The organism is Methyloversatilis discipulorum, assembly GCF_018780585.1.
Classification (GTDB): domain Bacteria; phylum Pseudomonadota; class Gammaproteobacteria; order Burkholderiales; family Rhodocyclaceae; genus Methyloversatilis; species Methyloversatilis discipulorum_B.
The window spans coordinates 23,815-50,424 of the sequence record NZ_JADMJL010000035.1; the positions used below are offsets into that span (position 1 = coordinate 23,815).

The following is a 26,610-nucleotide window of genomic DNA, read 5'->3' on the forward strand; positions in this document are numbered from 1 at the left end:
GATTTTCGATGCGTCCGCTACTTTTTGCAGCAGTTCTCGCAGCCGCGCTGGGCAGTGTGGCGCCTGCGGTGTATGCCCAGGCCGGCCGTCCGCCCGACCTGCAGCCGATTCCCGAACCGCCGCCGCCGCCCGAGCCGCTGGAAGGCGAAGTGGCCGTCGAGCCGCAGATCACCATCATCCAGCGCGGTGAGGAGACGGTGGAAGAGCACCGAGTGAACGGCAAGCTCTACATGATCAAGGTGACGCCGCGTCACGGCGTGCCCTACTACCTGATGGACGAGAACGGCTCCGGCGCGATGACGCGCTACGACGATCTCGATTCGGGCCTGCGCGTGCCGAAGTGGGTGATCTTCTCGTTCGACTGACCCGCGCGCGCCGCCGGCGCGTGCCCAACCATCCGTTCTGACTCGTGTCCGTCTTCACCACCGTCACCGCAGATGAGCTGCGCGACTGGCTGAAGAATTACTCCATCGGCCATCTGGTGTCGCTGGAGGGAATTCCGGCCGGCATCGAAAACACCAACTACTTCGTCGACACCTCGCACGGTCGTTACGTGCTGACGGTGTTCGAGAAGCTGACGCGCACCGAACTGCCGTTCTACGTGCACCTTATGGCGCATCTGGCGCGTCACGGCATTCCCTGTCCGGCGCCGATCGCCGACCGCGACAACGAATACCTCGGCACGATCCACGGCAAGCCGGCCATGCTGGCCACCCGCCTCGCCGGCCGCTCGCAGATGGAACCGGGCGCAGCGCACTGCGCCGCCATCGGCGGCATGCTGGCCACCATGCACGTGGCCGGCCAGAGCTACGGCCGCCGCTTCGACAACCCGCGCGGCTACGGCTGGTGGCTCGAAACAGCGCCGAAGCTGCTCGGCTTCCTGCCGGACGACGAGCGCACGCTGCTCGAAACCGAAATCGCCTTCCAGCGCGAAGCGCGCGAACAGGGCCTGTGCCGCGACCTGCCCTTCGGCGTCGTGCACGCCGACCTGTTCCGCGACAACTGCCTGATGGATGGCGAACGCATCGGCGGCATCATCGATTTCTATTTCGCCGGCGACGACTACCTGCTGTTCGACCTCGCGGTGACGCTGAACGACTGGTGTTCCGACGCCTCCGGCGAACTGATGGCTGACCGGGCCGACGCGCTGATCAAGGCCTACCACGCCGAACGGCCGCTGTCCGACGCCGAGCATCGCGCCTGGCCGGCGATGCTGCGCGGCGCGGCGCTGCGCTTCTGGATGTCGCGGCTTTACGACTTCCACATGCCGCGCGGCGGCGAGATGGTGCACACGCACGATCCGGCCCGTTTCCGCGACGTGCTGCGCGCGCGCATCCGCGCCGGTGACGCGCTGCCATGGCGGTGAGCCTGCAGGCGCGCACGCTGCCCGCGCTCGCCGGCTGGTCGTGGATCAGCGGCGGCTTCGCGCTGTTCCGCCGCAATCCGCCGCTGATGACGGCGCTCACCATGACCTATCTGCTGGTCATGGTGTTCCTCAACATCGTGCCGCTGCTCGGTCCGGTGCTGGTGGCGGTGTGCCTGCCGGTGATGTCGGTCATCGTGTTCAACGGTGCGCGCATCCTCGACGAGAAGCGCGACATCGACGCCGCCGGCCTGAAACAGGGACTGATGGCGAACGCGCGCACGCTGGTGCAGCTGGGCTTCGTGCACCTTGGCGGATCGCTGGTGGTGGTGCTGATCCACACGCTCATCTTCCAGATGCCGGAAGGCGCCGCGGTCGACGCCGACGAAGAGCTGTTCATGCGCACGCTGATGCAGCTGCTGCCGCTGGTGCTGCCGCTCATCCTGATCATGTGGTTCCCGCCCTACCTGATCGCGACCCAGAACATGCCGCTCGGCAAGTCGCTGTTCTTCGGCGCGGTGGCCGTGCTGCGCAACGCCGGCGCCTTCATCGTCTATTTCGCCGGCGTGGCCTTGCTCGGCGTCGGTCTGCCGATGCTGGTGGTGCAGGTGCTCGGCGGCGACGGCAGTCTGGCCAGTGCGCTGCGTTTCCTGCTGCGCATCGCGCTGCTGTTCGTGCTGGTGCCGACGCTGGCGGCCAGCCTGTACGTGAGCTTCCGCCAGGTGTTCGCGCCGGGCGAGGAGCCGGCGCCCGAGCCCGCCGATGAATGAAGCGCTGCCGCTCGGCGTGTTCGGCGGCACCTTCGACCCGGTGCATGTCGGCCACCTGAGACTGGCGGAAGAGGCGCGCGAAGCACTGCAGCTCGGGCGCGTGCGCTGGATCCCGGCGGGCCAGCCCTGGCACCGCGCGGCGCCGCAGACTTCGCCGGCGCACCGGCTGGCCATGGTCGAGGCGGCCGTGGCGTCGAACGAGGCGTTCGAGGTCGACGGCCGCGAGGTCGCGTCCGGCCGGCCGAGCTACACGGTCGATACGCTGACCGCGCTGCGCGCCGAACTGGGCGACGCGCTGCCGCTGGTGCTGATACTGGGCACCGACGCATTCAGCCTGCTGCACACCTGGCACCGCTGGCGCGAGCTGTTCGCGCTGGCCCACATCGGCCTGGCGACCCGGGCCGGCCAGGCCGCCGACGCCGCGGCGCTGGACCCAGCGCTGGCAGCCGAACTGGCGGCACGCGGCGGACGTGATGCGCAGGCCTTGCGCGAGCGCCCGTCCGGCGCCATCGTACGTTTCGACATGACGCCGCTGGCGGTGTCGGCCACCGACATCCGGGCACGGCTGGCGCGCGGCGAGCGCTGCCGCTACCTGCTGCCCGACGAAGTATTCGAATACATCCGCCTTAACCGGCTCTACTGAAGGCTTTACATGGATATCAATGCACTGCAGGCGCTGGTCATCGACGCGCTGGAAGACATCAAGGCGAAGGACATCGAAGTGATCGACACCTCGAAGTTCAACGCGCTGTTCGACCGCCTGGTCATCGCCAGCGGCGACTCCAACCGGCAGACGCGCGCACTGGCGCGCAACGTCCAGGAGAAGGTGAAGGAAGCCGGCGGCACGGTGATCAGCGTCGAGGGCGAGGACACCGGCGAGTGGGTGCTGGTCGACCTCGGCGACCTGGTCGTGCACGTGATGCAGCCAGCGGTACGCGCCTATTACAACCTCGAAGAGCTGTGGTCCGGCTCGGCCAAGCCGTCGACCGACAAGTCGGCCGCGGCCCGCGCACGCGGAACGGCGGCGCGTTGAAACTGCTGGTGATCTGCGTCGGGCACCGTATGCCCGACTGGGTCGATGCTGGCGTGCAGGAATTCGCCCGCCGCATGCCGCGCGACTCGGCCATGCAGATCGTCGAAGTGAAAGCCGAACCGCGCACCCAGGGCAAGCCGGTCGAGGTGCTGATCGAAGCCGAACGGGCGCGCATCGAACAGGCCATCCCGCCGCGCGCCCGCATCGTGGCGCTCGACGAGCGTGGCGACGACCTGACGACCGTCGCGCTGACCGCGCGGCTGCGTCGCTGGCGCGCCGACGGTGACGACGTCGCGCTCCTCATCGGCGGGCCGGACGGCCTGTCGCCGGCGCTGAAGTCGCGCGCGCACGAGCTGATCCGCCTGTCGAGCCTGACGCTGCCGCACGCGCTGGCCCGCCTGCTTCTGGCCGAAGCGTTGTATCGTGCGGTGAGCCTTGAAGCCAATCACCCCTATCACCGAGAATGAGCCTTTCGAACACCGTTCCGCCCGTCCTCTATCTCGCCTCGCGCAGCCCGCGCCGGCGTGAACTGCTCACCCAGATCGGCCTGAGTTTCCTGATGCTGCCCTTCCGCGGACTGCCGCGCGAGGACATCGACGTATCTGAAGACGTGCGCGACGGCGAGGACGCCGAAACCTATGTCGTGCGCGTCGCACGCGCCAAGGCGCTGGGCGGCGAACAGCGCCTGGCCTGGCGGCGCATGTCGGCCGGGCTGGTGCTGTCGGCCGACACCACGGTCGAGATCGACGGCGACATCCTCGGCAAGCCGGCCGACGCCGCCGACGCCACCGCGATGCTCACCCGCCTGTCCGGCAGCACGCACCGCGTGCTCACCGCGGTCGCCGTCAGCGACGGCCGGCGGCTGGAGCACGCGCTGTCCATTTCCACCGTGCGCTTCGCGAAACTCGAGCCGCGCGACATCGAACGCTACGTGCTCAGCGGCGAACCGATGGACAAGGCCGGTGCCTACGGCATACAGGGCCGCGCCGGTGCCTTCGTCGAACACGTCGAAGGTTCCTACACCGGCATCGTCGGCCTGCCGCTGAACGAAACCTGGCAGCTGCTGCGCCGCTTCGGCATGGACATCTGATCCGACTTCCCACTTTCCGGTCCGCACCATGAACGACCAGTTCCTCATCAACTTCACGCCGCAGGAAACGCGCGTCGCCCTGCTGCAGCAGGGCGCGGTGCAGGAACTGCACATCGAGCGCAGCAGCGCGCGCGGCATCGTCGGCAACATCTATCTGGGCCGCGTCGTGCGCGTGCTGCCCGGCATGCAGTCGGCCTTCATCGACGTCGGCCTCGAACGCACCGCCTTCCTGCACGTCGCCGACATCTGGGAAGCGCGCCAGAACGGCGAGCCGCCGAAGCCGATCGAACGCATCCTGACCGAAGGGCAGAGCGTGCTGGTGCAGGCGCTGAAGGACCCGATAGGCACCAAGGGCGCGCGCATGTCGACGCAGATCAGCATCGCCGGCCGGCTGCTGGTACATCTGCCGCAGGACCGTCACGTCGGCATTTCGCAGCGCATCGAATCGACCGAGGAGCGCGAGGCGCTGCGCGCGCGCATCCACGCGCTGCTGCCGCTGGAGGACCCGGGCGGCTACATCGTGCGCACCATGGCCGAATCGGCCAGCGACGAGGAGCTGGCGGCCGACATCGCCTACCTGCGCAAGACCTGGCAGGAAATACGGAATCGCGCGAAGACCGCCAAGCCGCCCACGCTGGTGTTCGAGGATCTGACGCTGGCGCAGCGCGTGCTGCGCGACCTCGCCTGCGCCGACACGCAGAGCATCCAGGTCGACTCGCGCGAGAACTACGTGAAGCTGCGCAGCTTCGCCGAGGAATACATGCCGCAGCTGACCAAGCTGCTGGAGCACTACACCGGCGAGCGCCCGCTGTTCGAGCTGCACAGCGTCGAGGAGGAAATCGAAAAGGCGCTGGCGCGCCGCGTCGACCTGAAGTCCGGCGGCTACCTGATCTTCGACCAGACCGAGGCGATGACGACGATAGACGTGAACACCGGCGGCTTCGTCGGCTCACGCAATTTCGACGAAACCATCTTCAAGACCAATCTCGAAGCGGCGCACCAGATCGCCCGCCACCTGCGGCTGCGCAACCTCGGCGGCATCATCCTGATCGATTTCATCGACATGGAAAGCGAGGAACACCGCGCGCAGGTGCTGGCCGAACTGCACAAGGCGCTGGGCCGCGACCATACGAAGATTTCGGTCAGCGGTTTCACCTCGCTCGGCCTGGTCGAAATGACGCGCAAGCGCACCCGCGAATCGCTTGCCCACGTGCTGTGCGAACCCTGCCCGACCTGCGGCGGCCGCGGCGAAGTGAAGACCGCGCAGACCATGAGCTTCGACATCCTGCGCGAACTGCTGCGCGAAGCACGCCAGTTCAGCGCCCGCGAATTCCGCATCCTGGCTCACCCCAAGGTGGTCGACCTCTTCCTCGAAGAAGAGTCGCAGGCGCTCGCCATGCTGTCGGACTTCATCGGCAAGCCGATTTCGCTGCACGCCGAGTCGAGCTATTCGCAGGAGCAGTTCGACATCGTGCTGCTCTGAGCCAGAGGCCCTGGCCGTTGTGTGACAGTACTTGGCTGACGGACAAGGCGTTTTTGTGGTTTGATTGAATGCAAATCGATCACAACAAATTGCAGGCCATCATGACCGGATCCGGACTGAAGGAGCGCATACGCGCGATCAAGCTTGAAGTGATGGCGCTTGCCGTCGCCGCGCAGGACACGCGCACGCCGCGCCGCGCCAAGATCCTGCTGCTCTTCCTGCTCGCCTACGCGGCCAGCCCGATCGACCTGATTCCGGACTTCATCCCGGTGCTCGGCATGCTGGACGAAGTGGTGCTGCTGCCGCTGGGCATCTGGCTGGCGGTGCGCATGATCCCGCCCGACGTGATGGAAGCGGCGCGCGCCCGCGCCCGTGCCGGCAAGCTGCCGGCCAACTGGGCGGCTGGCATCTTCATCCTGCTGCTGTGGGCGGCGTCGATCGCCGCCATCGCCTGGTGGTGGATGAACCGAAGCCCGGCAGCGTGACAGGCTGCGCCTGCCTGCGCTGACACAATTCCTTGCAATCCCGTCAATGACTTACAATCGGGCCGCAATCAGAGCGGCCCCGCAAGAGGCCGCGGCAAAAAACTGACCGGTGCCTGCGATGGGACTCAGACTCAAATTCAACCTCGTGCTGATCGGCGTGTTCGCGATCGGCCTCGCCGCCTGTGCGGCGCTGTCGCACCGGCTGCTGCATGACAATGCACGCGCCGAGGTCGAGCGCAACGCCCGGCTGATGATGGAAACCGCGCTCGCCATCCGCGCCTACACGGTGAGCCAGATCAAGCCCCACCTCGATCCGATGCTGGCCGAGCAGTTCCTGCCACAGACGGTGCCGGCCTACGCGGCGACCGAAACGCTGAACGAGCTGCGCAAGAACCACCCGGAGTACGCCTACAAGGAAGCGACGCTGAACCCGTCCAACCCGCGCGACCGCGCGTCGGACTGGGAAGCCGACCTGGTGGCCAGCTTCCGCAACGCGATGGACGTGAAGGAGCTGACCGGCGAACGCGACACGCCGACCGGTCGCCACATGTATATCGCGCGGCCGATCCAGATCACCAATCCGGCCTGCCTGGCCTGTCACAACACGCCGGCGACCGCGCCGCCGAGCATGGTGAAGGTGTATGGCGAAGCGAACGGCTTCGGCTGGAAGATGAACGAAATCATCGGCGCCCAGGTGGTGTCGGTGCCGATGACGGTGCCGGTGAGCAACGCCGACCGCGCCTTCACCACCTTCATGGCCTCGCTGGTGGGTGTATTCGTGTTCGTCATGGTGGCGCTGAACCTGATGCTGGAATGGCTCATCATCCGCCCGGTCGCGCGCATGTCGGCCGCCGCCGACCGCATCAGCACCGGTGATTTCTCGGTGCCGGAATTCGGCGACGGCGGGCGCGACGAGGTGTCGGTGCTCGGCGCCTCCTTCAACCGCATGCGACGCAGCCTGGAAACGGCGATGCGCATGATCGACAGCTGAGCACGGCGTGACCTCCACTCCTTTCGGCGACGACGACGAGGCGTTCACCGAAGACAGCGTCAATTCCGACGTGCTGGCCGGCAGCGGCTTCCTGCCCACGGCCAACGCCAGCCCCGGTGCGCTGCCGGTCGGCTGGGCACTGAACGAGTACCGCATTGAATCGCTGCTCGGCGGCGGCGGCTTCGGCCTGACCTATCTGGCGCACGACACGCTGCTCGACTGCAAGGTCGCGGTTAAAGAGTTCCTGCCCACCGACATCGCGGTGCGCGGCGACGCGCAGCGCGTGCTGCCGCGGGCCGGCCCGGCGGTCGAGATGTTCGAGCAGGGCCTGCGCCGTTTCCTCGACGAGTCGCGTGCACTCGCCACCTTCCGCCATCCCAACATCGTGCGCGTCAGCCGCTTCTTCGAAGCCAACGGCACCGCCTACATGGTGATGGACTATGTGCAGGGGCGCACGCTGAACCAGTGGGTGCGCGAGCGCAACGACGCGATCGACCGCACGACGCTGCTGGCCATCGTCAAGCCGCTGCTCGACGGCCTGCAGGTGGTGCATGACGGCGGCTTCCTGCACCGCGACATCAAGCCGGCCAACATCTGCATCCGTGACGACGGCACGCCGGTGTTGCTCGACTTCGGTGCGGCGCGCCGCTACCTCGACACCGAGCACACGCTGACCGCCATCGTGACGCCCGGCTTCGCACCGTTCGAGCAATACCACTCGCACGGCAATCAGGGGCCGTGGACCGACATCTACTCGCTGGCCGCCGTCATGTACTGGCTGGTGACCGGACAGCGCCCGGTCGAATCGGCCGCCCGCGTGCACAACGATCCGCTGCGGCCGGCCGCCAAGGCCGCCGATGCGGCCATCTTCGGCGCCTCGCTGCTGCGTGCCATCGACTGGGCGCTCGAACCGCACGAAACCCGGCGCCCGCGCAGCGTGGCCGACTTCCGTCGCGTGTTCATGCCGGTGCCGGCGGCGCGCGGCCCGCTCGCGTCCGGCACGCCGCCGGCGCCCGCGGTACGCGCCAGCGGCGCATCGGAGGAGCGGCGCACCATCGTCTGCAGCGTGCTGTACGCGCAGATAGACCGCAGCGTCGATCTCGACACCGCGCAGCGGCTGGCCTGCAAATCGGAACTGGACGACGCCCTGGCGCGCGCCGCACGCTCGGTCGATGCCGACAGCCGGCTCATCCACGACACCGAGGACGGCGCCGCGCTGTGCCTGCTCGGCCAGCCCGAGGACGCCTGCGTGGTGGCGCAGCGGCTGCGCGCGCTCGATCTCGGCGACGAGGGCGGCGGACTGCGCCAGGGCATCAATCTGGGCCCGGTGCGGGTGACCCGCGCCGGCACCGGCGCGCTCGACGTGCACGGCGACGGCCTCGACGCCGCGCGCACGCTGGCCAGCCTGGCGCGCGCCGGTCAGGTGCTGGTGTCGCGCGCCTATTTCGAAACCGTGTCGGCGCTGGGCAGCGGCGCACCGGTCGGACTGCACGCCACCGGCCAGCGCGCGGAAATCGCCTCGCGCAGTCAGGAGGTGTTCGAACTGGATGCGCGCAGCGGTATCACCCGCCGCGTCGACGATGCCCAGCCCGGCCTGGCGCAGGATGCGCTGACGCCAGTGCTCGAAGCGCTGCTCGCCCGCCACATAGGGCCGATGGCGCGCGTGCTGGTGACGCGCATCGGACCCAAGGTCGCCAGCCCGGCCCTGCTGATCGAGCAGCTGGCGACGCACATTCCGGGCGACGCGCAGCGCGCCGGTTTCCTGATCGAGGCCAAGCGGCACATCGCCGGAACCACCGGTGTGTCATCGACCGTGCGCAGTGCGTCGATCGACACGGTCAGCGCTTCGCGCCGCAGTGCGCCGCTCACCGCCCCGTCGCGCAGCGGTGCTTTCGGCCCGCGACCGCTGGACGACGCGCTGATCGCCGACATCGAGCACCGGCTGGCCCGGCGCATCGGGCCGATGGCGCGCATCCTGGTCGGCCGCGCACTGAAGCGGGTGAGCGACGAACAGGCCCTGCTCGACGAGCTGTCGCGCGACATTCCCGACCCGGTGCAGCGCGCCGCCTTCCTCGCCGGCAAGTGATATGGCAGCCATGAACCGCTGCCCGCACTGCGGGCGGGACACCATCGCGCGCCTGATCAAGCTGACTGCCCGCGCCAAGGCGCCGGCCGTGTGCCCGGAATGCGGCGGGCGCTCATGCACCGGCATCACGCCGCTGTCGCTGTTCGGCTACTTCGCGCTCATCCTGGTCTGCGGCACGCTGCTGCGGCTGGCCGCGCGCACCGGCAACCGCTGGTCGCTGCTGGCCGTGCTGGCGCTGTTCGGTGGCGGCTTCCTCTACATTTCCTACCGCACGCCGCTGGTGAAGCTGGAGCGCTACCCGCTGCAGCGGAACATTGCCATCGCCGTCGTCGTCGCGGTTTTCGCGGCGGGCGGCTGGTGGTGGTTCAGCAGCGGCGTCTGAGTCGCCGGTCGAGCAGTCTGTCAGCAGCGCGCCTGGTCGCAACTTGAGGTCGCGGCCGGCTCGCCGCTCGGGCCGCCCTGCTGCGCCTGCAGCGTGCGCGGCATCCGTTGCCAGTCGGCGGCCATCGCGTCGAGCCGCGCCTTGATCGCTTCGCCGACTGCGATCTGCGGCTCCGACGCCTCCAGCCCCTCCGCCGCCTCCCGCGTGCCGACCGCTGCGCGCGCACGGGCGAAGGCTTCGGTGAAGGACGGCGTGGCACGCAGTGCCTCGTCGAAGAAGGCGCGGCCGAAGAAGGTCCAGTCGGCTTCGTGCGAACAGCCGTGCGAACTGCGGTCGGCACGGGCGGCCGACATGACCAGCGTGTCCGGCCCGGCGAGCGGCGCGATGAAGCCGCCCGAATAACAGGCCGACACCAGGATGACGCGGTGGCGGATGCCGGCCGCGTCGAGCAGGGCGCCCAGGCGTTGCGGCGTCAGCTGTTCCAGTTCCCACGGCCACAGGCTGAGGTCGAAGCGGTGGTCTTCGGCGCCGTGCGAGGTCAGGAACACGAACAGCACGTCCTCGTCGCGGTTCATCCGTTCGCCCAGCGCGCGCAGGCTGGCTTCCATCGCGCTGACGGTGGCCAGCGGCCGGTCGAGCACGGTGGCCGGGTTGTTGGCCAGCACGATGCTGCGACCGCCGGTGTCGAAGCGCTCAGCGAACAGGCGTTCGACCTTGTCCACCTCGCGCAGGAACACGTCTTGTGCGCCGTGGCCGGCGATGGCCAGCAGGAACAGCTCCGGCCGACCTGGTTCGCCCGGCTCGACCCGCGCGATCGCCTCGGTCAGCAGCAAGGGCTGACGATAGATCAGCGCCTCGCTGCGGGCAGCCTGCCAGCGCGCCGTTTCACCGTCGTCATCGGTCTGCGTGGCCACCCACAGCGGCATCTGCGTACCCAGCATCGTGGTCGGCAGCAGGTAGCACAGGCCGACGATGGCGAGCATGCCGAGGCGCCGCGCCGGTCTGGCCTCGAATACCTCTCCCAGCAGCACGGCAGAGGCGATCAGCCCCCAGGCCGCGGGCGCCCACCAGACGAGATCGACCGCGTCGCCCAGTTCCGCCCACACCTCGGCCGGCAGCAGCGCGAGCGCATTCCACAGCAGCGACAGCCATATCCACAGCGCCGCCATGCCGACCACGCCGCGCAGCCAGGCCTCTGGCCGGCCGGCCAGACGGGCCGCCGCCCACACGGCGAGCATGAGCCAGGGCAGGTGGAACAGCTTGCCGGCCAGCGCATCGGCCATGAACTGGCCATCCGGCCCAGCGCGCGCGAAGTCGAAGCCGAAATCGAGCGCCAGCGACAGCAGTTCGAGTGCTATCCAGGCCGCCGCGCCGGCGCGCAGGGCCGGGGCGGCCTTCCACAGCAGCAGGGCGCGCAGACCGGCACCCAGATTGCGGGCGAGGTCGGCCAGAGGCGAGCGGGGTGGCGTCGGTTCCAGTTCCATCGTCGGATGCCGTAAATCGTGCGGAGGTCGGGAACGGATTATCCGTTGCCGCACTCTGTAGCGGGCGCCGATCATGAAACCGGGTGCTTCACCCGGCAAATGAGGGGCGCGACGCTATAATCCAAAGCTTCCGAGGAGCGCTGCAAGGTGCCGCAAGGCCCCCAGGCTCGGACCCCGCCAGACCGCCACGGTCGCGGGCACTTTTGCAACGGCGCTCACCTGAACCCGCCGCCCGGGCAGCAGTCCGGCCGCGGATGGCAGGTGAGAGACCGCCTGCCGCATCAAAAGGAGCCCGTAATGAATGCACCCGCCGAACTGAAGGATTACGTCATTGCCGACCTGTCGCTGGCCGACTGGGGACGCAAGGAAATCGCCATTGCCGAGACCGAAATGCCCGGCCTGATGGCGATCCGCGAGGAATTCGCAACGCAGCAGCCGCTGCGCGGCGCCCGCATCACCGGCAGCCTGCACATGACCATCCAGACCGCCGTGCTGATCCAGACGCTGGAAGCGCTCGGCGCCGAAGTCCGCTGGGCCTCGTGCAACATCTTCTCGACCCAGGACCACGCCGCCGCCGCGATCGCTGCCGCCGGCACGCCGGTGTTCGCGGTCAAGGGCGAGTCGCTGGAAGAGTACTGGGACTACACCCACCGCATCTTCGAATGGCCGGACGGCGGCTACAGCAACATGATCCTGGACGACGGCGGCGACGCAACGCTGCTGCTGCACCTGGGCACCAAGGCCGAAACCGACCCGACCGCACTGCACCACCCGGCGAGCGAAGAAGAGGTGTGCCTGTTCAACGCGATCAAGACCACGCTGGCGCGCGACCCGAACTGGTACTCGAAGCGCATCAAGCACATCAAGGGCGTGACCGAAGAAACGACGACCGGCGTGCACCGCCTTTACCAGATGCACAAGGAAGGCCGCCTCGCCTTCCCCGGCATCAACGTCAATGACTCGGTCACCAAGTCGAAGTTCGACAACCTGTATGGCTGCCGCGAATCGCTGGTCGACGGCATCAAGCGCGCGACCGACGTGATGGTGGCCGGCAAGGTGGCCGTGGTCGCCGGCTACGGCGACGTGGGCAAGGGTTCGGCGCAGGCGCTGCGCGCGCTGTCGGCCCAGGTGTGGGTGACCGAAGTCGACCCGATCTGCGCGCTGCAGGCGGCGATGGAAGGCTACCGCGTGGTCACGATGGACTACGCCTGCGAACACGCCGACATCTTCGTCACCGCCACTGGCAACTATCACGTGATCACGCATGATCACATGGCGAAGATGAAGGACCAGGCCATCGTCTGCAACATCGGCCACTTCGACAACGAGATCGACGTCGCCTCGGTCGAGAAGTACCAGTGGGAAGAGATCAAGCCGCAGGTCGATCACATCATCTTCCCGGACGGCAAGCGCATCATCCTGCTGGCCAAGGGTCGCCTGGTGAACCTCGGCTGCGGCACCGGCCATCCGTCCTACGTGATGTCGTCGAGCTTCGCCAACCAGACCATCGCGCAGATCGAACTGTTCACCGAAACCGAGAAGTACCCGGTCGGCGTCTACACGCTGCCCAAGCACCTCGACGAGAAGGTGGCACGCCTGCAGCTGAAGAAGCTGAATGCGCAGCTGACCGAGCTGACCGACGCGCAGGCCCGCTACATCGGCGTGCAGAAGGAAGGCCCGTACAAGCCGGACCACTACCGCTACTGAGTATTCGGTTCGCGGTTGGCGCGGCCCGCAGGGCGCGCCAATGAAAAAGGCCATCCCGCGGGATGGCCTTTTTTGCGCCCGCGCGCTTCAGCGCGACTGCTTGATCAGCCGGCTATTGGCCGCCTGCACCGGCCGCGCATTGTTGCGGTAGAGGTGGCCGAAGATGCCGATCTGTTCCGGCGACAGCTGCAACGGCTCCTTCATCACCAGCCAGGTCACGCCTTCCGAACAGGGCGGCGTCGTCAGCGAACCCATATAGGTGTAGTAGTCGCGCTTCTCCGGCAGCAGTTTCGCCAGATCGATGCTCACCTCCGGGCGCGACTCGACGTTCTTCTGCAGCGGCAGATAGGCCCACAGCGTGTTGAACAGCGGATGTTCGGTGCCGCGGTCAAGCAGCACGGCCACGACAGCCAGATTGCCGTCCAGATCCTTGTGCACCAGGTGGGCGACCATGTCGTAGGTCTTGCCATTCACGCGCTCTTCGGCCGGCTTGTGGAAGTGGAACTGCACCAGTTCGTAGCGCTTGCCGACCAGCGTGATCGTGCTGCCCTCGCCGACGTTCACCTGCACCGTGTGACCGTTGTCGACGACGGTGAAGTAGGTGGTGCGGTAGTCGAACTGTATCGGCGGCAGGTCGACCTTGATGCCGTCGCGGATGTCGATCGGCGATTGCGTCTGGCCGGTCGCGCATTTCGTCCACTCCGGCTTCAGCCTGCCCCAGTTCTGCGGACCGAATTCGCCCTCGTAGCTCCAGTGGATGTCGCCGTGCGCATGCGCGACGGGCGCCGCCTCGAGCGCCGGTTTCTTCGGCGCAGCGTGGGCGGCCGGCGCGACGGCGGCCTGCATGACCGGGCGCGGCCGCGGCTTCGGCGCCGGTGGCGGCAGCGGGATTTCGCTGCGCATCGCCGGCGGCTTGGTCACCGCAGGGGCAGCGTCGTGGGAGTCCGGCTTCTTCGCGCCGGCATCGGCCACCTTGGCCGGCTCGGCCTTGCCGGCCTCAGCCTTCGCTGCCTCCGGCTTGCCCGCCGAGCCGGCTGGCTTCTTCGCGCTGCTCATTTCCTCGCGCGCCTGCGCCGCGGCTTCGCGCAGATCGGGCTTAATGTTCACCATTTCGGTGCGCTCGACCTTGCCGAGATCGCCTGCATTGGCGGCGGTGCGCGCAGCACGGCCGGCCTGTTCGGCCACCTGACGGAGTTCTTCGGCGGCCGGCGGCTGACACACTTCGCGGAACAGCTTTTCGTCCAGCGTGCCGGGCAGCAGCGAAATTTCGCTGTCCGAGCCGGTGCGCTCCTCGCGCAGGATTTTCTGGTTGGCGTCCAGATAGACGCGCTTGATGGTGGCGAAACGCAAGCTCTGGCAGTCGTAGCGATTCAGGGCCTGCACCATCGCGTAGCCGGTCTTTTCGGCGTCGGCCTCGGTCAGCACCAGCCGGCCCCAGGCCACTTTCTTTCCGCCTTCGGCACGCAGCACGCTGTCGCGGTCGATTTCGATCTTCTTGCCGCGGTCGGTCGAAATCGTGTGCCAGTCGGCCGCCTGCACCGCGCCACAGGCGCAGCCGATCGCTAGCGCGATCAGGGTCGGTCGGAAGATGGAAAGCTGCGTCATGTCCGGTCTCGTTCAGGCTCTGCCCTCGTCGGGCGATGACCGGTCTACGGCAGAGGGGCGCGTTGGCTTGAACGGCACGCCTTGCGCTCGCGTCGCGGGCGGGTTACCGTGCTCATGCACACGTTAGGGGTGCCGGTGACCTGAAGCATGGCAGCCGGCTGAGACACACCCTCAACACCTGATCCGGATCATGCCGGCGTAGGGAAACGGGCGACTTCTCGACATGGAAGCCGGCGTTCCCCGCGCCGACGCAGCAAGCACAGGAGCTTCCATGAACGCCAAAGACACCTTCCTCGCCGACCAGGCACACGTGGACGAAGCGGCGATCGCGCCGCTGCCCCATTCGCGCAAGATCCACATCGAAGGCTCGCGCCCCGACATCCGCGTGCCGATGCGCGAGATCTCCCAGGCCGACACGCCCACCGGCTTCGGCGGCGAGAAGAACCCGCCGGTCTTCGTCTACGACTGTTCCGGCCCCTACACCGACCCGCAGGCCTCGATCGACATCCGCCGCGGCCTGCCCGCGCTACGCGCCCGCTGGATCGAAGAACGCGGCGACACCGAGCAGCTCACCGACCTCTCCTCCGAATTCGGCCGCATCCGCGCCGCCGATGCCGCGCTCGACGACCTGCGCTTCCCCAACCTGCACCGCCACCCGCGCCGCGCCAAGGCCGGCCGCAACGTCACCCAGATGCACTACGCCCGCCAGGGCATCATCACGCCGGAGATGGAGTTCATCGCCATCCGCGAGAACATGAACCGCGCCGCCTACGTCGAGAGCCTGCGCGCGACCGGTCCGACCGGCGAGAAGATGGCCAAGCTGCTCACCCGCCAGCACCCGGGCCAGAGCTTCGGCGCGTCGATCCCGGCCGAGATCACGCCCGAGTTCGTCCGCGACGAGGTCGCCCGCGGTCGCGCCATCATCCCGAACAACATCAATCACCCGGAGAGCGAGCCGATGATCATCGGCCGCAACTTCCTGGTGAAGATCAACGCCAACATCGGCAACTCCGCACTCGGCTCCTCGATCAACGAGGAAGTCGACAAGATGACCTGGGCCATCCGCTGGGGTGGGGACACGGTGATGGATCTGTCGACCGGCAAGAACATCCACGAGACGCGCGAGTGGATCATCCGCAACTCGCCGGTGCCCATCGGCACCGTGCCCATCTACCAGGCGCTGGAAAAGGTCGACGGCAAGGCCGAGGAACTGACCTGGGAAATCTTCAAGGACACGCTGATCGAGCAGGCCGAACAGGGGGTGGATTACTTCACCATCCACGCAGGCGTGCTGCTGCGCTACGTGCCGATGACCGCCAACCGGATGACCGGCATCGTCAGCCGTGGCGGCTCCATCATGGCCAAGTGGTGTCTGGCTCACCACAAGGAGAGCTTCCTCTACACCCACTTCGAAGAGATCTGCGAAATCATGAAGGCCTACGACGTGGCCTTCTCGCTGGGCGACGGCCTGCGTCCGGGTTCGATCTACGACGCGAACGACGACGCGCAGCTGGGTGAGCTCAAGACGCTGGGCGAACTCACCGACATCGCCTGGAAGCACGACGTGCAGGTGATGATCGAAGGTCCGGGTCACGTGCCGATGCATCTCATCAAGGAGAACATGGACCTGCAGCTGGAGTACTGCAAGGAAGCGCCCTTCTACACGCTGGGCCCGCTGACCACCGACATCGCCCCCGGTTACGACCACATCACGAGCGGCATCGGTGCGGCGCAAATCGGCTGGTACGGCACGGCCATGCTCTGCTACGTGACGCCGAAGGAGCACCTGGGGCTGCCGGACAAGGACGATGTGAAGGAAGGCATCATCACCTACAAGCTGGCCGCCCACGCCGCCGACCTCGCCAAGGGTCACCCGGGCGCGCAGATCCGCGACAACGCGCTGTCGAAGGCGCGTTACGAGTTCCGCTGGGACGACCAGTTCAATCTGGGTCTGGATCCGGACAAGGCGAAGAGCTTCCACGACGAGACGCTGCCGAAGGAGTCGGCCAAGGTGGCGCACTTCTGCTCGATGTGCGGCCCGCACTTCTGTTCGATGAAGATCACGCAGGACGTGCGCGACTTCGCCGCCAAGCAGGGTCTCAACGAGGACGAAGCCCTGCAGAAGGGCATGGAAGTGAAGGCGGTCGAGTTCGTGAAGTCAGGCGCGGAGATCTACCAGAAGGTGTGAGGCGGAGAGCCGCCTCTCTGTGGGAGCGAGCTTGCTCGCGATGCTGCGGTGATCGAAGGCACCGACTCCGCTTCGGGCTGCTATCGCGAGCAAGCTCGCTCCCACAGAATCAGGCGCCGGCAACGGATAGGGCACGATCCTTGTGCGAGCGGCCTTGGCCGCGGCAAGCCGCAGGCCTCGGTCCAAACCAGCGTCGCGAGCACAGCTGGCTCCTGCGGCGCCTCGTGACAAGCGCGGCAATCTCGCCGTAGAACGCGACTGATCGAGCCTTCGCAACCACGAGCTTCGTCGCACATCGCGCACGTCCACGTCGGTACGGCTCGCGCGGTTACCATAGCGCCCTGCGGCCCGACGTGCGGGTCAACTTTCTGTGGGGCAGTCTGATGCGGATCACTTTCATCGGCGGCGGCAATATGGCCAGCGCGCTGATCGGCGGCATGTTGAAGCGCGGCGCCATCGCCGCCGACATCGCCGTGGTCGAACTCCAGGCCGACGGCCGCGACCGGCTGGCGCGCGAATTCGGTGTACGTGCGGTCGAGGCGCTGGACGCCAGTGCGGCCGGTTGCGATCTGCTGGTGCTGGCGGTCAAGCCGCAGCAGATGCGCGAAGTGTGCGCCAGCATTGCGCCCTTGATCGACGGGCAGACGGTACTGAGCATCGCCGCCGGCCTGCGCGCGAGCGACATCGGTCGTTGGCTCGGTGGCCGCGCGCGCATGGTGCGTGCTATGCCAAACACGCCGGCGCTGATCGGGCGCGGCGTGACCGGCCTGTACGCCGATGCGTCGGTCGGTGCCGCCGAGCGCGCCCGCGCCGAGGAACTGCTGTCGGCGGTCGGCCGCACGGTGTGGGTGGACGACGAGAAGCTGATCGACGCGGTCACCGCGGTGTCCGGCAGCGGCCCGGCCTACGTGTTCTATTTCATCGAGGCGATGGTGCGCGGTGGCGAGGCGCTGGGGCTCACCGCCGATCAGGCGCGCGAACTGGCGATCGCCACCTTCACCGGCGCGTCGGCGCTGGCGGCACAGAGCCCCGAATCGCCGGCCACGCTGCGCGAGCGGGTCACGTCGAAGGGCGGCACCACCGAAGCGGCACTGAAGTCGATGAATGCCGACGCGGTTGGCGACGCCATCGTGCGTGCGCTGGCCGCCGCCGCCGCGCGCGGCGCGGAACTGGGCGACCAGCTCGGCGCCGCCTGAACCGGCGCCCGGCCACCACTGTCTTCACGCGATACGACAACGACACGAACCCATGCTGACCGACCTGACCCTGCTCGTCCTCAACGCCGTCGCCAGTTTCATCACCACGCTGCTGCTGGCCCGCTTCTATATGCAATGGGCGCGCGTGAGCTTCCGCAACCAGATCGGTGCCTTCGTGATACAGACCACCGACTGGGCGGTACTGCCGGCTCGGCGCGTGATACCGGCCATGTTCGGACTGGACATGGCGACGCTGGTGGTCGCCTGGCTGATCCAGGTGGCGCTGATCCTGGTGGGTGCGCTGCTGCATGGCAGCATCGGTGCCGACGGTCTGGTAACGCTCGCGCTGCTGCGCGGCGTGATCGAGATCGCGCGGCTGTCGGTGTGGTTCCTGATCATCGTGCTCATCATTTCCGCGGTGATGAGCTGGATGTCACCGGGCAATCCGATCGGCAGCATGATGAATGCGCTGACCCGTCCCTTCCTGCAGCCTATACAGCGCGTGATGCCGCCGATCGCCAACGTCGACCTGTCGCCGCTGGTGCTCATCCTCATCCTGCAGATCGTGCTCTACCTGATCGACGCGCTGTCGCGGCAGCTGTTCGGCCTGCTGGTCTGACGCCGCCGCCTGCCGCTCAGACGCTCAGATCGACCTGGCTGACGGTACCTGTGCTGCCGTCCTCGCGCAGGTAAATGCCGGTCGCGCGCATTTCGCCCAGTGTTTCGTTGGCGGCGTTGCGCAGGCTGAACGGCGTGTCGACGCGGCCGAGGTAGAAGGCGCCGGCGTTGGCCTGTTTCATCGTCTGCAGCGTGCCGGCGCCTTCTGCGTCCGGGCGCCACAGCCGCAGCTGCGCGAAACCGCTGTCGGCTTCATCGACCCAGCCGTTGCCGTCCTCGTCCAGCGCGGCCAGTTCCTCGAAGCCGTTGCCGGTGGTCGGTCCGAACAGTTCGCGGCCGTCGTCGATGCGGCCGTTGCCATTGCGGTCGAACGCAAGCATGCCGCGTCCGCCGGCCAGCGGCACCTGTTCCTTGCGGCCATCGGCATCGAGATCGAAGGCGAAGCGGACGTCGGACAGCGCCGCCGCCGGACCGGCGAAGTCCAGCATCAGGGGGTCTTTCAGCACCGCGTCGCCGGCACGGAAGGATTCGCTGACGCTCATGCTGAAGCTGCGCGACATCTCGCTTTCGAGCTTGAAGGCGATCTCCCGCCCGTCGGCGGTACGCACCGTGCCTTCGGCGGCGAAGCGCGTGGTTTCCGATTCGCTGTATTCGGCGCGGTAGTCGTACTCGATGCCCCAGCCGGCACGCTGCGGCGCCTGGGGCTGCGCCTGCGCGGCGGAGCCGGACGACGCGGGCGGCGCCTCGGTCGGCATGTCCACGCTGCGCAGCCAGCGCACGGGCTGACCGGTGATCTTCTCTATCATCATGATGAGCAGCGACAGCCGGGGATCGTTGCGCACGGCCTCCTCGATCCCGTCCGGCGCCTCGACGGGGTCGGCCTGCTGCGCGGCCAGTGCCGCTGGCGACAGGCTGATGCGCGCTTCGCTGCGCGACGGGGGTGGACTGTCGGTGGCCGGGCGGCGACGCTCGCCCGTCCACATTTCAAGCCGTTCGGATACCTGCAGACGCCGTGATTCGGCGTGCGAGGACTCAAGCTGTACGGTGCTGGCGGCGACCTTCACGGTTCTGTGCCTCCTGGGTTCTGACCTCGATGAACCCACCCGGAAAGTGAAGCGCGCGCACGTGCCCACGTGCAGTCGGCGACGCATGCAGGCGGGCCTGCATGCGTCCGTACCGACCATCGGGCGGCTTGGCAGCGTCGCACCTGACAGCGAGTCGGGCGGTGTCGCCGCACCCTGCGCGAGGCAGGGCGTCAGCCGCGCGTGCGCTTCACTTTCCGGGCGGATATGCAGGTTTACGACGTGGGAAGCGGTGTTCCACAGGGTTAGACGCCATGCAGGGCGGATTGGCACCCGCTGCCGGGCGACACGCTGCGGAAGCCGCGCATTCAGTGGGTCAGCGCGGGGGCTGCAATGAAGGTGTTGCTGCCGCGGCTGAGGTCCAGCGTGCCGCGGGCGAGGCGACGGCTGTCGACGTCGATGTCGTTGGCGACCCAGGTTTCGCGGTCCTTGGACACCAGATAGATGAGCACCACGTCGCGCGTGGCCGGCGGCGCCTCAGGCCTGTCGTCGTCGAACTCGGCCAGCCGCAGCACGCAGCTCAGGCCGATCACATCGATGCCCGGCTCGGCGATGGTTTCCTGCACGAAACGCACCACCGACGCCTCGTCCAGCATGTCCATGCGGGCCAGCGCGGCGTCGGTGATGCGCCCGTGATCCAGCTGCGCCATCAGCGCAGTCGGTCGCGGCGGGCTGCCGCACGCGAGCATCGCGTCGGCGTGATCTTGGCAGGCGCGCAACACAGCGCGGAAACACGCTTCCTCCGTTGGCAGCATGGTTGTCTCCTCCACATGTGTGGGTCGCGTCCATGTGCGCGCCTGATGTGAAAGCTAGACCTGTGCGGAAAGGAAGTCATGACGCGCTGCCATGGCGGCAGTGCACCAAGTGGCGCGGGTTTGCCGGGTGGTTTGCGGGCGAAAGCTCAGGCCGTGGCGGCTTGCGTGAAGTCGTGCAGTGCGGCGTCGGCCTCTGCCGGCGACACGATGCATGCGTCGACACGGGCGGCCGGCGGGCCGGTCTCGGCCCACGCCACCAGCGCATCGAGTGCCGCCGGACGACCGACGGCATAAGCCTCGACCGAGCCGTCGCGGCGATTGCGCACCCAGCCGGTCAGTCCGAGGCGACGCGCTTCCTCGACCATGGACGCGCGGAAGAACACCCCCTGCACGCGACCGCTGATCGCAAAATGCAGCGCTTCGACCTCGCTCTCGTCCATCGCCACGCGCTTCTTACTTGACGCGCATGCCCGGCTGCGCGCCGGAATCCGGCGACAGGATGAACAGGCCCGGCACCTCGCCCTTGTCGTCGGAGGCGGCCAGCACCATGCCTTCCGACATGCCGAACTTCATCTTGCGCGGCGCCAGATTGGCCACCATCACGGTCAGCCGACCGACCAGCAGCGCCGGGTCGTAGGCCGACTTGATGCCGGCGAACACCTGACGCGGGCGTTCTTCGCCGATGTCCAGTTGCAGGCGCAGCAGCTTGTCCGCGCCCTCGACGTGGTCGGCGGCGACGATTTTCGCGATGCGCAGTTCGACCTTGGAGAAATCGTCGATCGAAATGTGGGCACCGGCATCGGCGGCCGGGGTTTCAACCTTCTTCGGTGCTTCGGTCTTGGCCGGCACGGCGGCAGGGGCTTGAGTGCTCACCAGGGATTCCTTGTTGGCGTCGACCAGCGCGACCACCTGCTTGGGGTCGATGCGGGTCATCAGGTGCTTGTATTCGTTGATGGTGTGGCCGGCCTTGAGGGTCGAGCCGAAATCGTCCCAGCCCAGCGGCGCGATGTTCAGGAAGCGCTCGACCTCGGCGACCAGATGCGGCAACACCGGCTTGAGCAGCACCGACAGCTGGCGGAACAGTTCGAGCGCGGTGCTGCATACCGACTGCAGTTTCTCCTCCTGACCGTCCTGCTTGGCGAGCACCCACGGCGCGTGGTCGTTCACGAACACGTTGGCCTGGTCGGCGCAGGCCATCACCTCGCGCAGCGCGCGGGCGTAGTCGCGCGACTCGTAGGCGTCGCGGATCGACGCCTCGTGCCAGTGGAACGGTACGGTGGGTGCCGACAGCGTGCCGCCGAAGCGCTTGCTGATGAAGCCGGCGCAACGGCTGGCGATATTGATGTACTTGCCGATCAGATCCGAATTCACCCGCGCGACGAAGTCGTCGAGGTTCAGATCGATGTCTTCCATCGAACCGTTCAGCTTGGCGGCGTAGTAGTAGCGCAGCCACTCCGGATTCAGGCCGAGGTCGAGGTAGCTCTGCGCGGTGATGAAGGTGCCGCGGCTCTTGCTCATCTTCTCGCCGTTTACGGTCAGGAAACCGTGCGCGTTGATCTGGGTCGGCGTGCGATAGCCCGAGTGCTCCAGCATGGCCGGCCAGAACAGCGCGTGGAAGTACAGGATGTCCTTGCCGATGAAATGGACCATTTCGGTGCCGGCCGCTTTCGCGGCCGCGGCGTCGAGGAAGTCCGCTTCGCTGATGTCGTGGCCCAACGCCTTCTGCTTCGCGACGTAGTTGCGGAAGCTGCCGAAATAGCCGACCGGGGCGTCCAGCCAGACATAGAAGAACTTGTTGTCGGTGCCCGGGATGCGGAAGCCGAAATAGGGCGCGTCGCGCGAGATGTCCCAGTCGGACAGGCGGTTGTCGCCCGGCTCGCCCAGCCATTCCTTCATCTTGTTGGCCGCTTCCGGCTGCAGCCGGTTCGAGCCCTGGGTGAAGTCGCGCAGGAAGTTCTCGCACTGCGGTGCCGACAGCCGGAAGAAGTAGTGCTCGCTGGCGCGCCGCTCCGGCGCCGCGCCCGACACCACCGAGTAGGCGTTCTTCAGCTCGGTTGGCGCATAGGTGGCTCCGCACACTTCGCAGGAGTCACCGTACTGGTCCTTGGCCGAACACTTCGGGCACTCGCCCTTGATGAAGCGGTCCGGCAGGAACATTTCCTTCACCGGGTCGTAGAACTGCTCGACCGAGCGCTGGGCGATCAGGTCGCCCGCCTTCAGCTTGGCGTAGATGTCTTCGCAGAAGGCGCGGTTCTCGTCGGAATCGGTCTGGTGGTAGTTGTCGAAACTGACCAGGAAGCCGCCCAGTTCGCCGGCACCCTTCCTCCACGCGGCCTGCACGTCGAGGCCGCCGAAGAAGTCGCGGGCGTGTTCGTGCAGCACGCGCTCGACCAGCTGGCGCGGCGTGATGCCTTCCTTCTCGGCGCGCAGCATGATGGGCGTGCCGTGCTGGTCGTCGGCGCCGACGTAATGCACCTCGTGCCCGCGCATGCGCTGGAAGCGCACCCAGATATCGGTCTGGATGTATTCGACCAGATGGCCGAGGTGGATGGCGCCGTTGGCGTAAGGCAGGGCGCTGGTGACGAGCAGGCGGCGGCGGGACATGATGGAGGGCGAAATGACGGCCAGAGCGGGGAAACCCGCAATTCTACTGCCCGCACGCGGCTGCGCCACGGGGCGCGGGTGTATCGGTTATACTTTAGTAAATTAATCGGGTATTCCGCGACAGGCGCGCACGAGGCGCGACGGCGGCTGCCCAGCGTACGGAGTTGTCCATGTCCATCACCGAAGCCCAGGTCCAGAGCGCGCTCAAGGAACTGATAGACCCGAATACCGGCAAGGATTTCGTCAGCACGCGCAGTGCGCGGAACATCCGCATCGACGGCGCCGACGTGTCGGTCGATATCGAACTGGGCTATCCGGCGAAAAGTCAGATGGACCACCTGCGCCGCCTCGCCATCGCCTGTCTGCGCGCGATTCCGGGTGTCGGCAACGTCAGCGTCAGCGTGACGCAGAAGATCGTGTCCCACGCGGTGCAGCGCGGCGTGAAGCTGCTGCCCGGCGTCAAGAACATCATCGCCGTCGCCTCCGGCAAGGGCGGCGTCGGCAAGAGCACCACCGCAGTAAATCTGGCGCTGGCGCTGGCCGCTGAAGGTGCGACCGTCGGCCTGCTCGACGCCGACATCTACGGCCCGTCGCAGCCGCAGATGCTGGGCATCACCGGCCGCCCGGAGTCGCCGGACGGCAAGTCGCTGGCACCGATGACCGCCTACGGCATCCAGGCCATGTCGATCGGCTTCCTGATCGACGTCGAGACGCCGATGGTGTGGCGCGGTCCGATGGTGACCTCGGCGCTGGAACAGCTGCTGACCGAAACCCGCTGGGACGAGGTCGACTACCTGGTGATCGACATGCCGCCGGGCACCGGCGACATCCAGCTGACGCTGGCGCAGAAGGTGCCGGTGACCGGTGCGGTCATCGTCACGACGCCGCAGGACATCGCGCTGCTCGACGCGCGCAAGGGTCTGAAGATGTTCGAGAAGGTGGGCATTCCCATCCTCGGCATCGTCGAGAACATGAGCCTGCACACCTGTTCCAAGTGCGGCCACGAAGAGCACATCTTCGGTGAGGGCGGCGGCGCACGCATGGCGGCCGACTACGATCTGGAGGTGCTCGGTTCGCTGCCGCTGGCGATGCAGATCCGCGAACAGGCCGACTCCGGCAAGCCGACCGTCGTGTCCGACCCGGATGGCCGCGTCGCCGAAATCTACCGCGACATCGCGCGCAAGGTTGCCGTCAAGATCGCCGACAAGGCGAAGGACATGACCGCCAAGTTCCCGAGCATCGTCGTGCAGAACACCTGATCGAGCCGCCCGCCGGGCGGTCGCGTGGGAGAGTCCGGATGAAGCTGCTGAAACTGTGTGTACTTGCATCCTGTAGCGCGCTGCCCGCCTCTCTGCAGGCAGCCGACCCGGTCAAGGGCGGAGAACTGATGACCGAAGCGCAGTGCGAAAGCTGCCACGACGATCGTTATGGCGGCGGCGACGGAACCCAGATCTACCTGCGCAGCGACCGCCGCGTCAATTCACTGGCGCAGCTGGCCACCCAGGTCAGCGTATGCAATTCGCAACTCAATACCGGCTGGTTTCCGGAAGACGAGGCGCACGTCGTCGCCTATCTGAACAAGCGCTTCTACAAGTTCAGGTAGGGTCAGTCAGTTCGCCGGGCGCCGGGCGCCGGCAGTAGCAATAGACGAACTGCTGCACGGCGCCGCCCGGCGTATGGTGCGTTTCGCGGCCGTATTCCAGCAATTCGAAGGGCGCGCCGAATTCGGCGTGCAGCGTGTCGGCGCCGTAGCGCATGACCGGCAGCCCGCTGCAGCGATCCGGCCCGTCTTCTGCGAAGGTGGCGACGATGACGTGACCGCCCGGCCTCACCGACTGCAGAACCCGTTCGACATAGGCGTGTCGCTGCGCCGCATCGGTCAGGAAATGGAAGACCGCGCGGTCGTGCCACAGGTCGTAGCGCTGGCGCGGCAGATCGACCGCGGTAATGTCCGCCTCGACCCAGCTCACCCGTCGCGCTTCGTCGCCGAGCCGCGCCTGCGCCGCATGCAGCGCGGCCGCGGACAGATCGAGTACGGTGAGGTCGTGATAGCCACGCGCCAGCAGATCGTCGACCAGCGTCGATGTGCCGCCGCCGACGTCGATGATCGCCGCATCGCGCGCAAGGCCGGCGCGGGCGATCAGCGCCAGCGAGTGCTCGGCATGCGGCTGGAACCAGCTCACGACATCGGGCGCCTTGTGCGTGTAGATGTTTTCCCAATGCGATTTGGTGACGTCGTTCATCGCGCGGCAGCCTTCAGCCCGGTGGCGATCGCATCGTCCAGGTAGGCGCCGTAGAAATCCGCCTTGCCGGCGCCTATCAACGGCGAAGCGACCTGCTGGCCCCGCGCGTCGAGGAACAGCACGGTGGGTGCAAACTGCACCTTGAGCCGTCTGGCAAAGGCCGCCTGCGTGGTCGATGTGCCGTCGAAATCGGTCAGCGCGCGTGCGCTGTTCAGGTCGATCTCGCGCACCACCAGCCGGCCACGATTGGCCGCGTCGCGCGCCAGCGGCGCCAGGTAGTGGCTGCGCACCTCTTCGCAGTAGTGGCAGCCGGGCAAGGAGAACAGCACGACGAATACCACGCCCGGATTGGCCGCCTCGCGCGCGTCGTTCGCCGCGTGCACCAGCACTGGCAGCGCCGTGCCGGCCGTGCGCGCAGGCTTGGCGGCCAGCGCCGGACAGACGACCAGTGCAGCGGCAGCGATGAGGGCGCGCCAATTCATTTGCCGAGCGCCTCCTGTTCCATGCGCAGGAAGGTTCCATAGGCATTGATGCGGTTGGCGGCATCGAAGGCCGGCATCTTTTCCCAGCGGCTCCAGTCGGTGCGCGCGTAGGCCTCGTCGAAGGGCATGAACTCGGCGACGGCGCGGCCCATCTGCTCGCGCAGGTAGCCGATGTAGTCGCGGGTCATGCCGAGATCGCGTGACGGGTCGGTCGAGGCCGGGCCGTGACCGGTCACCAGCGTGCCCGGTTTCATCGCCAGCAGCTGCTCCATCGTGACCAGCCAGCGCTTGCTGTCGGCGTCGCCGACGAAGGGGATGCGTCCAATGAACAGGATGTCGCCCGAATAGATGACGCGGTCCTCGCGCACGACGATGACCATGTCGTCCGGTGCGTGCGCCGGGCCGAGGTAGACCAGCTCGAAAGTGATGTCGCCCATGCGGAAGCTGGTATCGCCCTCCAGCCACACGTCGGCGCCGACCAGCCGCGTGTTGGCGTCGACCCAGGGGTCGAGGTCGCGCCGACGCTGTTCGAGCCGCGCGCGCCCCTCTTCGCCTTCGATGTATTCGCGCCCTGCGCGGTGTGCCCACACATCGGCGCCGACAGCCTTGAAGGCCTGCAGGCCGTAGAAATGATCGGCGTGGTAGTGGGTGACCAGCACGCGCCTGATCGGCTGATCGGTCACCGTGCGGATCGCGGCGATCAGCGCCTGGCCCAGCGCGGGCGTGCCGAGCGCGTCGATCACCACGACGCCGTCGCCGGTTACGACGAAGCCGGCATTGGAGTTGAACGCCTCGTTGGCGAGGCTGGCCGGGCCCGATTCGCCCTGCACGAACCAGCTGTGGGGGCCGACCTGTACCGGCTTCAGCGGTGCGCGCAAGGCGGGTGCGTCGCCCGCTGCTGCGAACTGCGCGAGGAGGAGTGCGCAGGCGGCAAGCAGCAGGCGACGCAGGAGGGGGCGCATG

The 26,610-nt window shown here is 67.4% G+C and carries 27 protein-coding genes and 2 riboswitches; of the genes, 18 read left to right on the forward strand and 9 right to left on the reverse strand.

The genetic code is table 11. The features are described 5' to 3' along the window. The first annotated feature begins 8 nt into the window (after positions 1 to 8). The 12 genes from IV112_RS15105 (at position 9) to IV112_RS15160 (ending at position 9,683) form a co-directional block, all read left to right on the forward strand. Positions 9 to 365: a DUF2782 domain-containing protein gene (locus IV112_RS15105; protein WP_020162979.1), complete on the forward strand. Its 357-nt coding sequence runs from the start codon at positions 9 to 11 to the stop codon at positions 363 to 365. A gap of 44 nt (positions 366 to 409) precedes the next feature. Next, positions 410 to 1,366: a homoserine kinase gene (locus tag IV112_RS15110; RefSeq protein WP_020162978.1), complete on the forward strand. Its 957-nt coding sequence runs from the start codon at positions 410 to 412 to the stop codon at positions 1,364 to 1,366. Next, positions 1,357 to 2,133, forward strand: coding sequence for a BPSS1780 family membrane protein (locus IV112_RS15115; protein WP_304004637.1), 777 nt, complete (start codon positions 1,357 to 1,359; stop codon positions 2,131 to 2,133). Before IV112_RS15110 ends, IV112_RS15115 begins: the two co-directional genes overlap by 10 nt. Continuing rightward, the gene (gene nadD / locus IV112_RS15120; RefSeq protein WP_304004640.1) at positions 2,126 to 2,776 is read left to right on the forward strand and encodes a nicotinate-nucleotide adenylyltransferase; all 651 of its coding nucleotides are present in this window, start codon (positions 2,126 to 2,128) and stop codon (positions 2,774 to 2,776) included. Before IV112_RS15115 ends, nadD begins: the two co-directional genes overlap by 8 nt. A gap of 9 nt (positions 2,777 to 2,785) precedes the next feature. Next, entirely contained in the window at positions 2,786 to 3,166 is a 381-nt protein-coding gene (gene rsfS, locus IV112_RS15125; protein ID WP_019915848.1) for a ribosome silencing factor, read from the forward strand. Beyond that, a complete protein-coding gene (rlmH, locus tag IV112_RS15130) occupies positions 3,163 to 3,633 on the forward strand; it encodes a 23S rRNA (pseudouridine(1915)-N(3))-methyltransferase RlmH (RefSeq protein ID WP_304004645.1) in 471 nt (156 codons plus the stop codon). The genes rsfS and rlmH overlap by 4 nt, the downstream gene beginning before the upstream one ends. Further along, entirely contained in the window at positions 3,630 to 4,256 is a 627-nt protein-coding gene (locus IV112_RS15135; RefSeq protein WP_304004647.1) for a Maf family protein, read from the forward strand. Before rlmH ends, IV112_RS15135 begins: the two co-directional genes overlap by 4 nt. Positions 4,257 to 4,284: 28 nt before the next feature. Next, positions 4,285 to 5,739 (forward strand): ribonuclease G, encoded by a 1,455-nt coding sequence (gene rng / locus IV112_RS15140; RefSeq protein ID WP_019915852.1) that lies wholly within the window; start codon positions 4,285 to 4,287, stop codon positions 5,737 to 5,739. Between the two features lie 101 nt (positions 5,740 to 5,840). After that, the gene (locus tag IV112_RS15145; RefSeq protein WP_232415935.1) at positions 5,841 to 6,224 is read left to right on the forward strand and encodes a YkvA family protein; all 384 of its coding nucleotides are present in this window, start codon (positions 5,841 to 5,843) and stop codon (positions 6,222 to 6,224) included. Positions 6,225 to 6,342: 118 nt separating this feature from the next. Then, positions 6,343 to 7,215: a Tll0287-like domain-containing protein gene (locus IV112_RS15150; RefSeq protein WP_020162973.1), complete on the forward strand. Its 873-nt coding sequence runs from the start codon at positions 6,343 to 6,345 to the stop codon at positions 7,213 to 7,215. Between the two features lie 7 nt (positions 7,216 to 7,222). Then, positions 7,223 to 9,301, forward strand: a complete 2,079-nt coding sequence (locus IV112_RS15155; protein WP_304004652.1) for a protein kinase domain-containing protein — start codon at positions 7,223 to 7,225, stop codon at positions 9,299 to 9,301. Between the two features lies 1 nt (position 9,302). Beyond that, complete coding sequence (locus IV112_RS15160; RefSeq protein ID WP_304004655.1) at positions 9,303 to 9,683, forward strand: hypothetical protein; 381 nt, start codon at positions 9,303 to 9,305, stop codon at positions 9,681 to 9,683. Positions 9,684 to 9,703: 20 nt separating this feature from the next. Here the strand turns inward: IV112_RS15160 and IV112_RS15165 are convergent, their stop codons facing one another. Beyond that, the gene (locus tag IV112_RS15165; protein ID WP_304004658.1) at positions 9,704 to 11,167 is read right to left on the reverse strand and encodes a C13 family peptidase; all 1,464 of its coding nucleotides are present in this window, start codon (positions 11,165 to 11,167) and stop codon (positions 9,704 to 9,706) included. Between the two features lie 126 nt (positions 11,168 to 11,293). Further along, positions 11,294 to 11,391: riboswitch (S-adenosyl-L-homocysteine riboswitch) on the forward strand. A 73-nt stretch (positions 11,392 to 11,464) separates the two neighbouring features. Here IV112_RS15165 and ahcY point away from each other — a divergent pair. Further along, a complete protein-coding gene (ahcY, locus tag IV112_RS15170; protein ID WP_304004661.1) occupies positions 11,465 to 12,874 on the forward strand; it encodes an adenosylhomocysteinase in 1,410 nt (469 codons plus the stop codon). A gap of 87 nt (positions 12,875 to 12,961) precedes the next feature. Here the strand turns inward: ahcY and IV112_RS15175 are convergent, their stop codons facing one another. Beyond that, positions 12,962 to 14,479 (reverse strand): carbonic anhydrase, encoded by a 1,518-nt coding sequence (locus tag IV112_RS15175; protein ID WP_304004664.1) that lies wholly within the window; start codon positions 14,477 to 14,479, stop codon positions 12,962 to 12,964. A 115-nt stretch (positions 14,480 to 14,594) separates the two neighbouring features. Then, positions 14,595 to 14,701: riboswitch (TPP riboswitch) on the forward strand. A gap of 49 nt (positions 14,702 to 14,750) precedes the next feature. Here IV112_RS15175 and thiC point away from each other — a divergent pair. The 3 genes from thiC to IV112_RS15190 all read left to right on the forward strand — a co-directional run bounded on the left by thiC (position 14,751) and on the right by IV112_RS15190 (position 18,482). Next, positions 14,751 to 16,667: a phosphomethylpyrimidine synthase ThiC gene (gene thiC / locus IV112_RS15180; RefSeq protein ID WP_304004667.1), complete on the forward strand. Its 1,917-nt coding sequence runs from the start codon at positions 14,751 to 14,753 to the stop codon at positions 16,665 to 16,667. 383 nt (positions 16,668 to 17,050) lie between these two features. Further along, a complete protein-coding gene (gene proC, locus IV112_RS15185; RefSeq protein ID WP_304004669.1) occupies positions 17,051 to 17,863 on the forward strand; it encodes a pyrroline-5-carboxylate reductase in 813 nt (270 codons plus the stop codon). Positions 17,864 to 17,915: 52 nt separating this feature from the next. Then, a complete protein-coding gene (locus IV112_RS15190) occupies positions 17,916 to 18,482 on the forward strand; it encodes a YggT family protein (RefSeq protein ID WP_304004672.1) in 567 nt (188 codons plus the stop codon). A 16-nt stretch (positions 18,483 to 18,498) separates the two neighbouring features. On the opposite strand, the gene IV112_RS15195 is transcribed toward IV112_RS15190, so the two are convergent. The 4 genes from IV112_RS15195 to metG all read right to left on the reverse strand — a co-directional run bounded on the left by IV112_RS15195 (position 18,499) and on the right by metG (position 22,922). Beyond that, positions 18,499 to 19,545: a hypothetical protein gene (locus IV112_RS15195; RefSeq protein WP_304004676.1), complete on the reverse strand. Its 1,047-nt coding sequence runs from the start codon at positions 19,543 to 19,545 to the stop codon at positions 18,499 to 18,501. Positions 19,546 to 19,871: 326 nt separating this feature from the next. Next, positions 19,872 to 20,318 carry a hypothetical protein gene (locus IV112_RS15200; RefSeq protein WP_304004678.1) on the reverse strand — a complete coding sequence of 149 codons (447 nt, stop codon included), beginning with the start codon at positions 20,316 to 20,318 and terminating at the stop codon, positions 19,872 to 19,874. 146 nt (positions 20,319 to 20,464) lie between these two features. Beyond that, the gene (locus IV112_RS15205) at positions 20,465 to 20,758 is read right to left on the reverse strand and encodes an acylphosphatase (RefSeq protein ID WP_020162961.1); all 294 of its coding nucleotides are present in this window, start codon (positions 20,756 to 20,758) and stop codon (positions 20,465 to 20,467) included. A 13-nt stretch (positions 20,759 to 20,771) separates the two neighbouring features. Next, a complete protein-coding gene (gene metG, locus IV112_RS15210; protein WP_304004681.1) occupies positions 20,772 to 22,922 on the reverse strand; it encodes a methionine--tRNA ligase in 2,151 nt (716 codons plus the stop codon). A gap of 170 nt (positions 22,923 to 23,092) precedes the next feature. Between metG and apbC the strand changes: the two genes are divergently transcribed. Both apbC and IV112_RS15220 read left to right on the forward strand, forming a co-directional pair. Beyond that, a complete protein-coding gene (gene apbC, locus IV112_RS15215) occupies positions 23,093 to 24,181 on the forward strand; it encodes an iron-sulfur cluster carrier protein ApbC (RefSeq protein ID WP_296807745.1) in 1,089 nt (362 codons plus the stop codon). Between the two features lie 38 nt (positions 24,182 to 24,219). Beyond that, complete coding sequence (locus IV112_RS15220) at positions 24,220 to 24,525, forward strand: hypothetical protein (RefSeq protein ID WP_304004688.1); 306 nt, start codon at positions 24,220 to 24,222, stop codon at positions 24,523 to 24,525. Here the strand turns inward: IV112_RS15220 and IV112_RS15225 are convergent. The 3 genes from IV112_RS15225 to IV112_RS15235 are packed head-to-tail and all read right to left on the reverse strand — an operon-like array spanning position 24,518 to position 26,609. After that, entirely contained in the window at positions 24,518 to 25,165 is a 648-nt protein-coding gene (locus tag IV112_RS15225) for a class I SAM-dependent methyltransferase (RefSeq protein ID WP_304004691.1), read from the reverse strand. The genes IV112_RS15220 and IV112_RS15225 overlap by 8 nt on opposite strands. Beyond that, entirely contained in the window at positions 25,162 to 25,647 is a 486-nt protein-coding gene (locus IV112_RS15230; protein WP_304004695.1) for a thioredoxin fold domain-containing protein, read from the reverse strand. Before IV112_RS15230 ends, IV112_RS15225 begins: the two co-directional genes overlap by 4 nt. Then, positions 25,644 to 26,609: an MBL fold metallo-hydrolase gene (locus IV112_RS15235; RefSeq protein WP_304004698.1), complete on the reverse strand. Its 966-nt coding sequence runs from the start codon at positions 26,607 to 26,609 to the stop codon at positions 25,644 to 25,646. Before IV112_RS15235 ends, IV112_RS15230 begins: the two co-directional genes overlap by 4 nt. Position 26,610: the final 1 nt, after the last annotated feature.

Bases quoted from the DNA above. Each gene is read 5' to 3' on its own strand.
- apbC (WP_296807745.1), top strand. From the start codon at position 23,093: ATGTCCATCACCGAAGCCCAGGTCCAGAGCGCGCTCAAGGAACTGATA.
- IV112_RS15135 (WP_304004647.1), top strand. From the start codon at position 3,630: ATGAGCCTTTCGAACACCGTTCCGCCCGTCCTCTATCTCGCCTCGCGC.
- IV112_RS15200 (WP_304004678.1), bottom strand. From the start codon at position 20,318: ATGCTGCCAACGGAGGAAGCGTGTTTCCGCGCTGTGTTGCGCGCCTGC.
- IV112_RS15150 (WP_020162973.1), top strand. From the start codon at position 6,343: ATGGGACTCAGACTCAAATTCAACCTCGTGCTGATCGGCGTGTTCGCG.
- IV112_RS15220 (WP_304004688.1), top strand. From the start codon at position 24,220: ATGAAGCTGCTGAAACTGTGTGTACTTGCATCCTGTAGCGCGCTGCCC.
- IV112_RS15205 (WP_020162961.1), bottom strand. From the start codon at position 20,758: ATGGACGAGAGCGAGGTCGAAGCGCTGCATTTTGCGATCAGCGGTCGC.
- metG (WP_304004681.1), bottom strand. From the start codon at position 22,922: ATGTCCCGCCGCCGCCTGCTCGTCACCAGCGCCCTGCCTTACGCCAAC.
- IV112_RS15160 (WP_304004655.1), top strand. From the start codon at position 9,303: ATGGCAGCCATGAACCGCTGCCCGCACTGCGGGCGGGACACCATCGCG.
- proC (WP_304004669.1), top strand. From the start codon at position 17,051: ATGCGGATCACTTTCATCGGCGGCGGCAATATGGCCAGCGCGCTGATC.
- IV112_RS15190 (WP_304004672.1), top strand. From the start codon at position 17,916: ATGCTGACCGACCTGACCCTGCTCGTCCTCAACGCCGTCGCCAGTTTC.
- IV112_RS15175 (WP_304004664.1), bottom strand. From the start codon at position 14,479: ATGACGCAGCTTTCCATCTTCCGACCGACCCTGATCGCGCTAGCGATC.
- nadD (WP_304004640.1), top strand. From the start codon at position 2,126: ATGAATGAAGCGCTGCCGCTCGGCGTGTTCGGCGGCACCTTCGACCCG.
- thiC (WP_304004667.1), top strand. From the start codon at position 14,751: ATGAACGCCAAAGACACCTTCCTCGCCGACCAGGCACACGTGGACGAA.
- IV112_RS15235 (WP_304004698.1), bottom strand. From the start codon at position 26,609: ATGCGCCCCCTCCTGCGTCGCCTGCTGCTTGCCGCCTGCGCACTCCTC.
- ahcY (WP_304004661.1), top strand. From the start codon at position 11,465: ATGAATGCACCCGCCGAACTGAAGGATTACGTCATTGCCGACCTGTCG.
- IV112_RS15225 (WP_304004691.1), bottom strand. From the start codon at position 25,165: ATGAACGACGTCACCAAATCGCATTGGGAAAACATCTACACGCACAAG.
- IV112_RS15105 (WP_020162979.1), top strand. From the start codon at position 9: ATGCGTCCGCTACTTTTTGCAGCAGTTCTCGCAGCCGCGCTGGGCAGT.
- IV112_RS15115 (WP_304004637.1), top strand. From the start codon at position 1,357: ATGGCGGTGAGCCTGCAGGCGCGCACGCTGCCCGCGCTCGCCGGCTGG.
- IV112_RS15165 (WP_304004658.1), bottom strand. From the start codon at position 11,167: ATGGAACTGGAACCGACGCCACCCCGCTCGCCTCTGGCCGACCTCGCC.
- IV112_RS15145 (WP_232415935.1), top strand. From the start codon at position 5,841: ATGACCGGATCCGGACTGAAGGAGCGCATACGCGCGATCAAGCTTGAA.
- rsfS (WP_019915848.1), top strand. From the start codon at position 2,786: ATGGATATCAATGCACTGCAGGCGCTGGTCATCGACGCGCTGGAAGAC.
- IV112_RS15230 (WP_304004695.1), bottom strand. From the start codon at position 25,647: ATGAATTGGCGCGCCCTCATCGCTGCCGCTGCACTGGTCGTCTGTCCG.
- rng (WP_019915852.1), top strand. From the start codon at position 4,285: ATGAACGACCAGTTCCTCATCAACTTCACGCCGCAGGAAACGCGCGTC.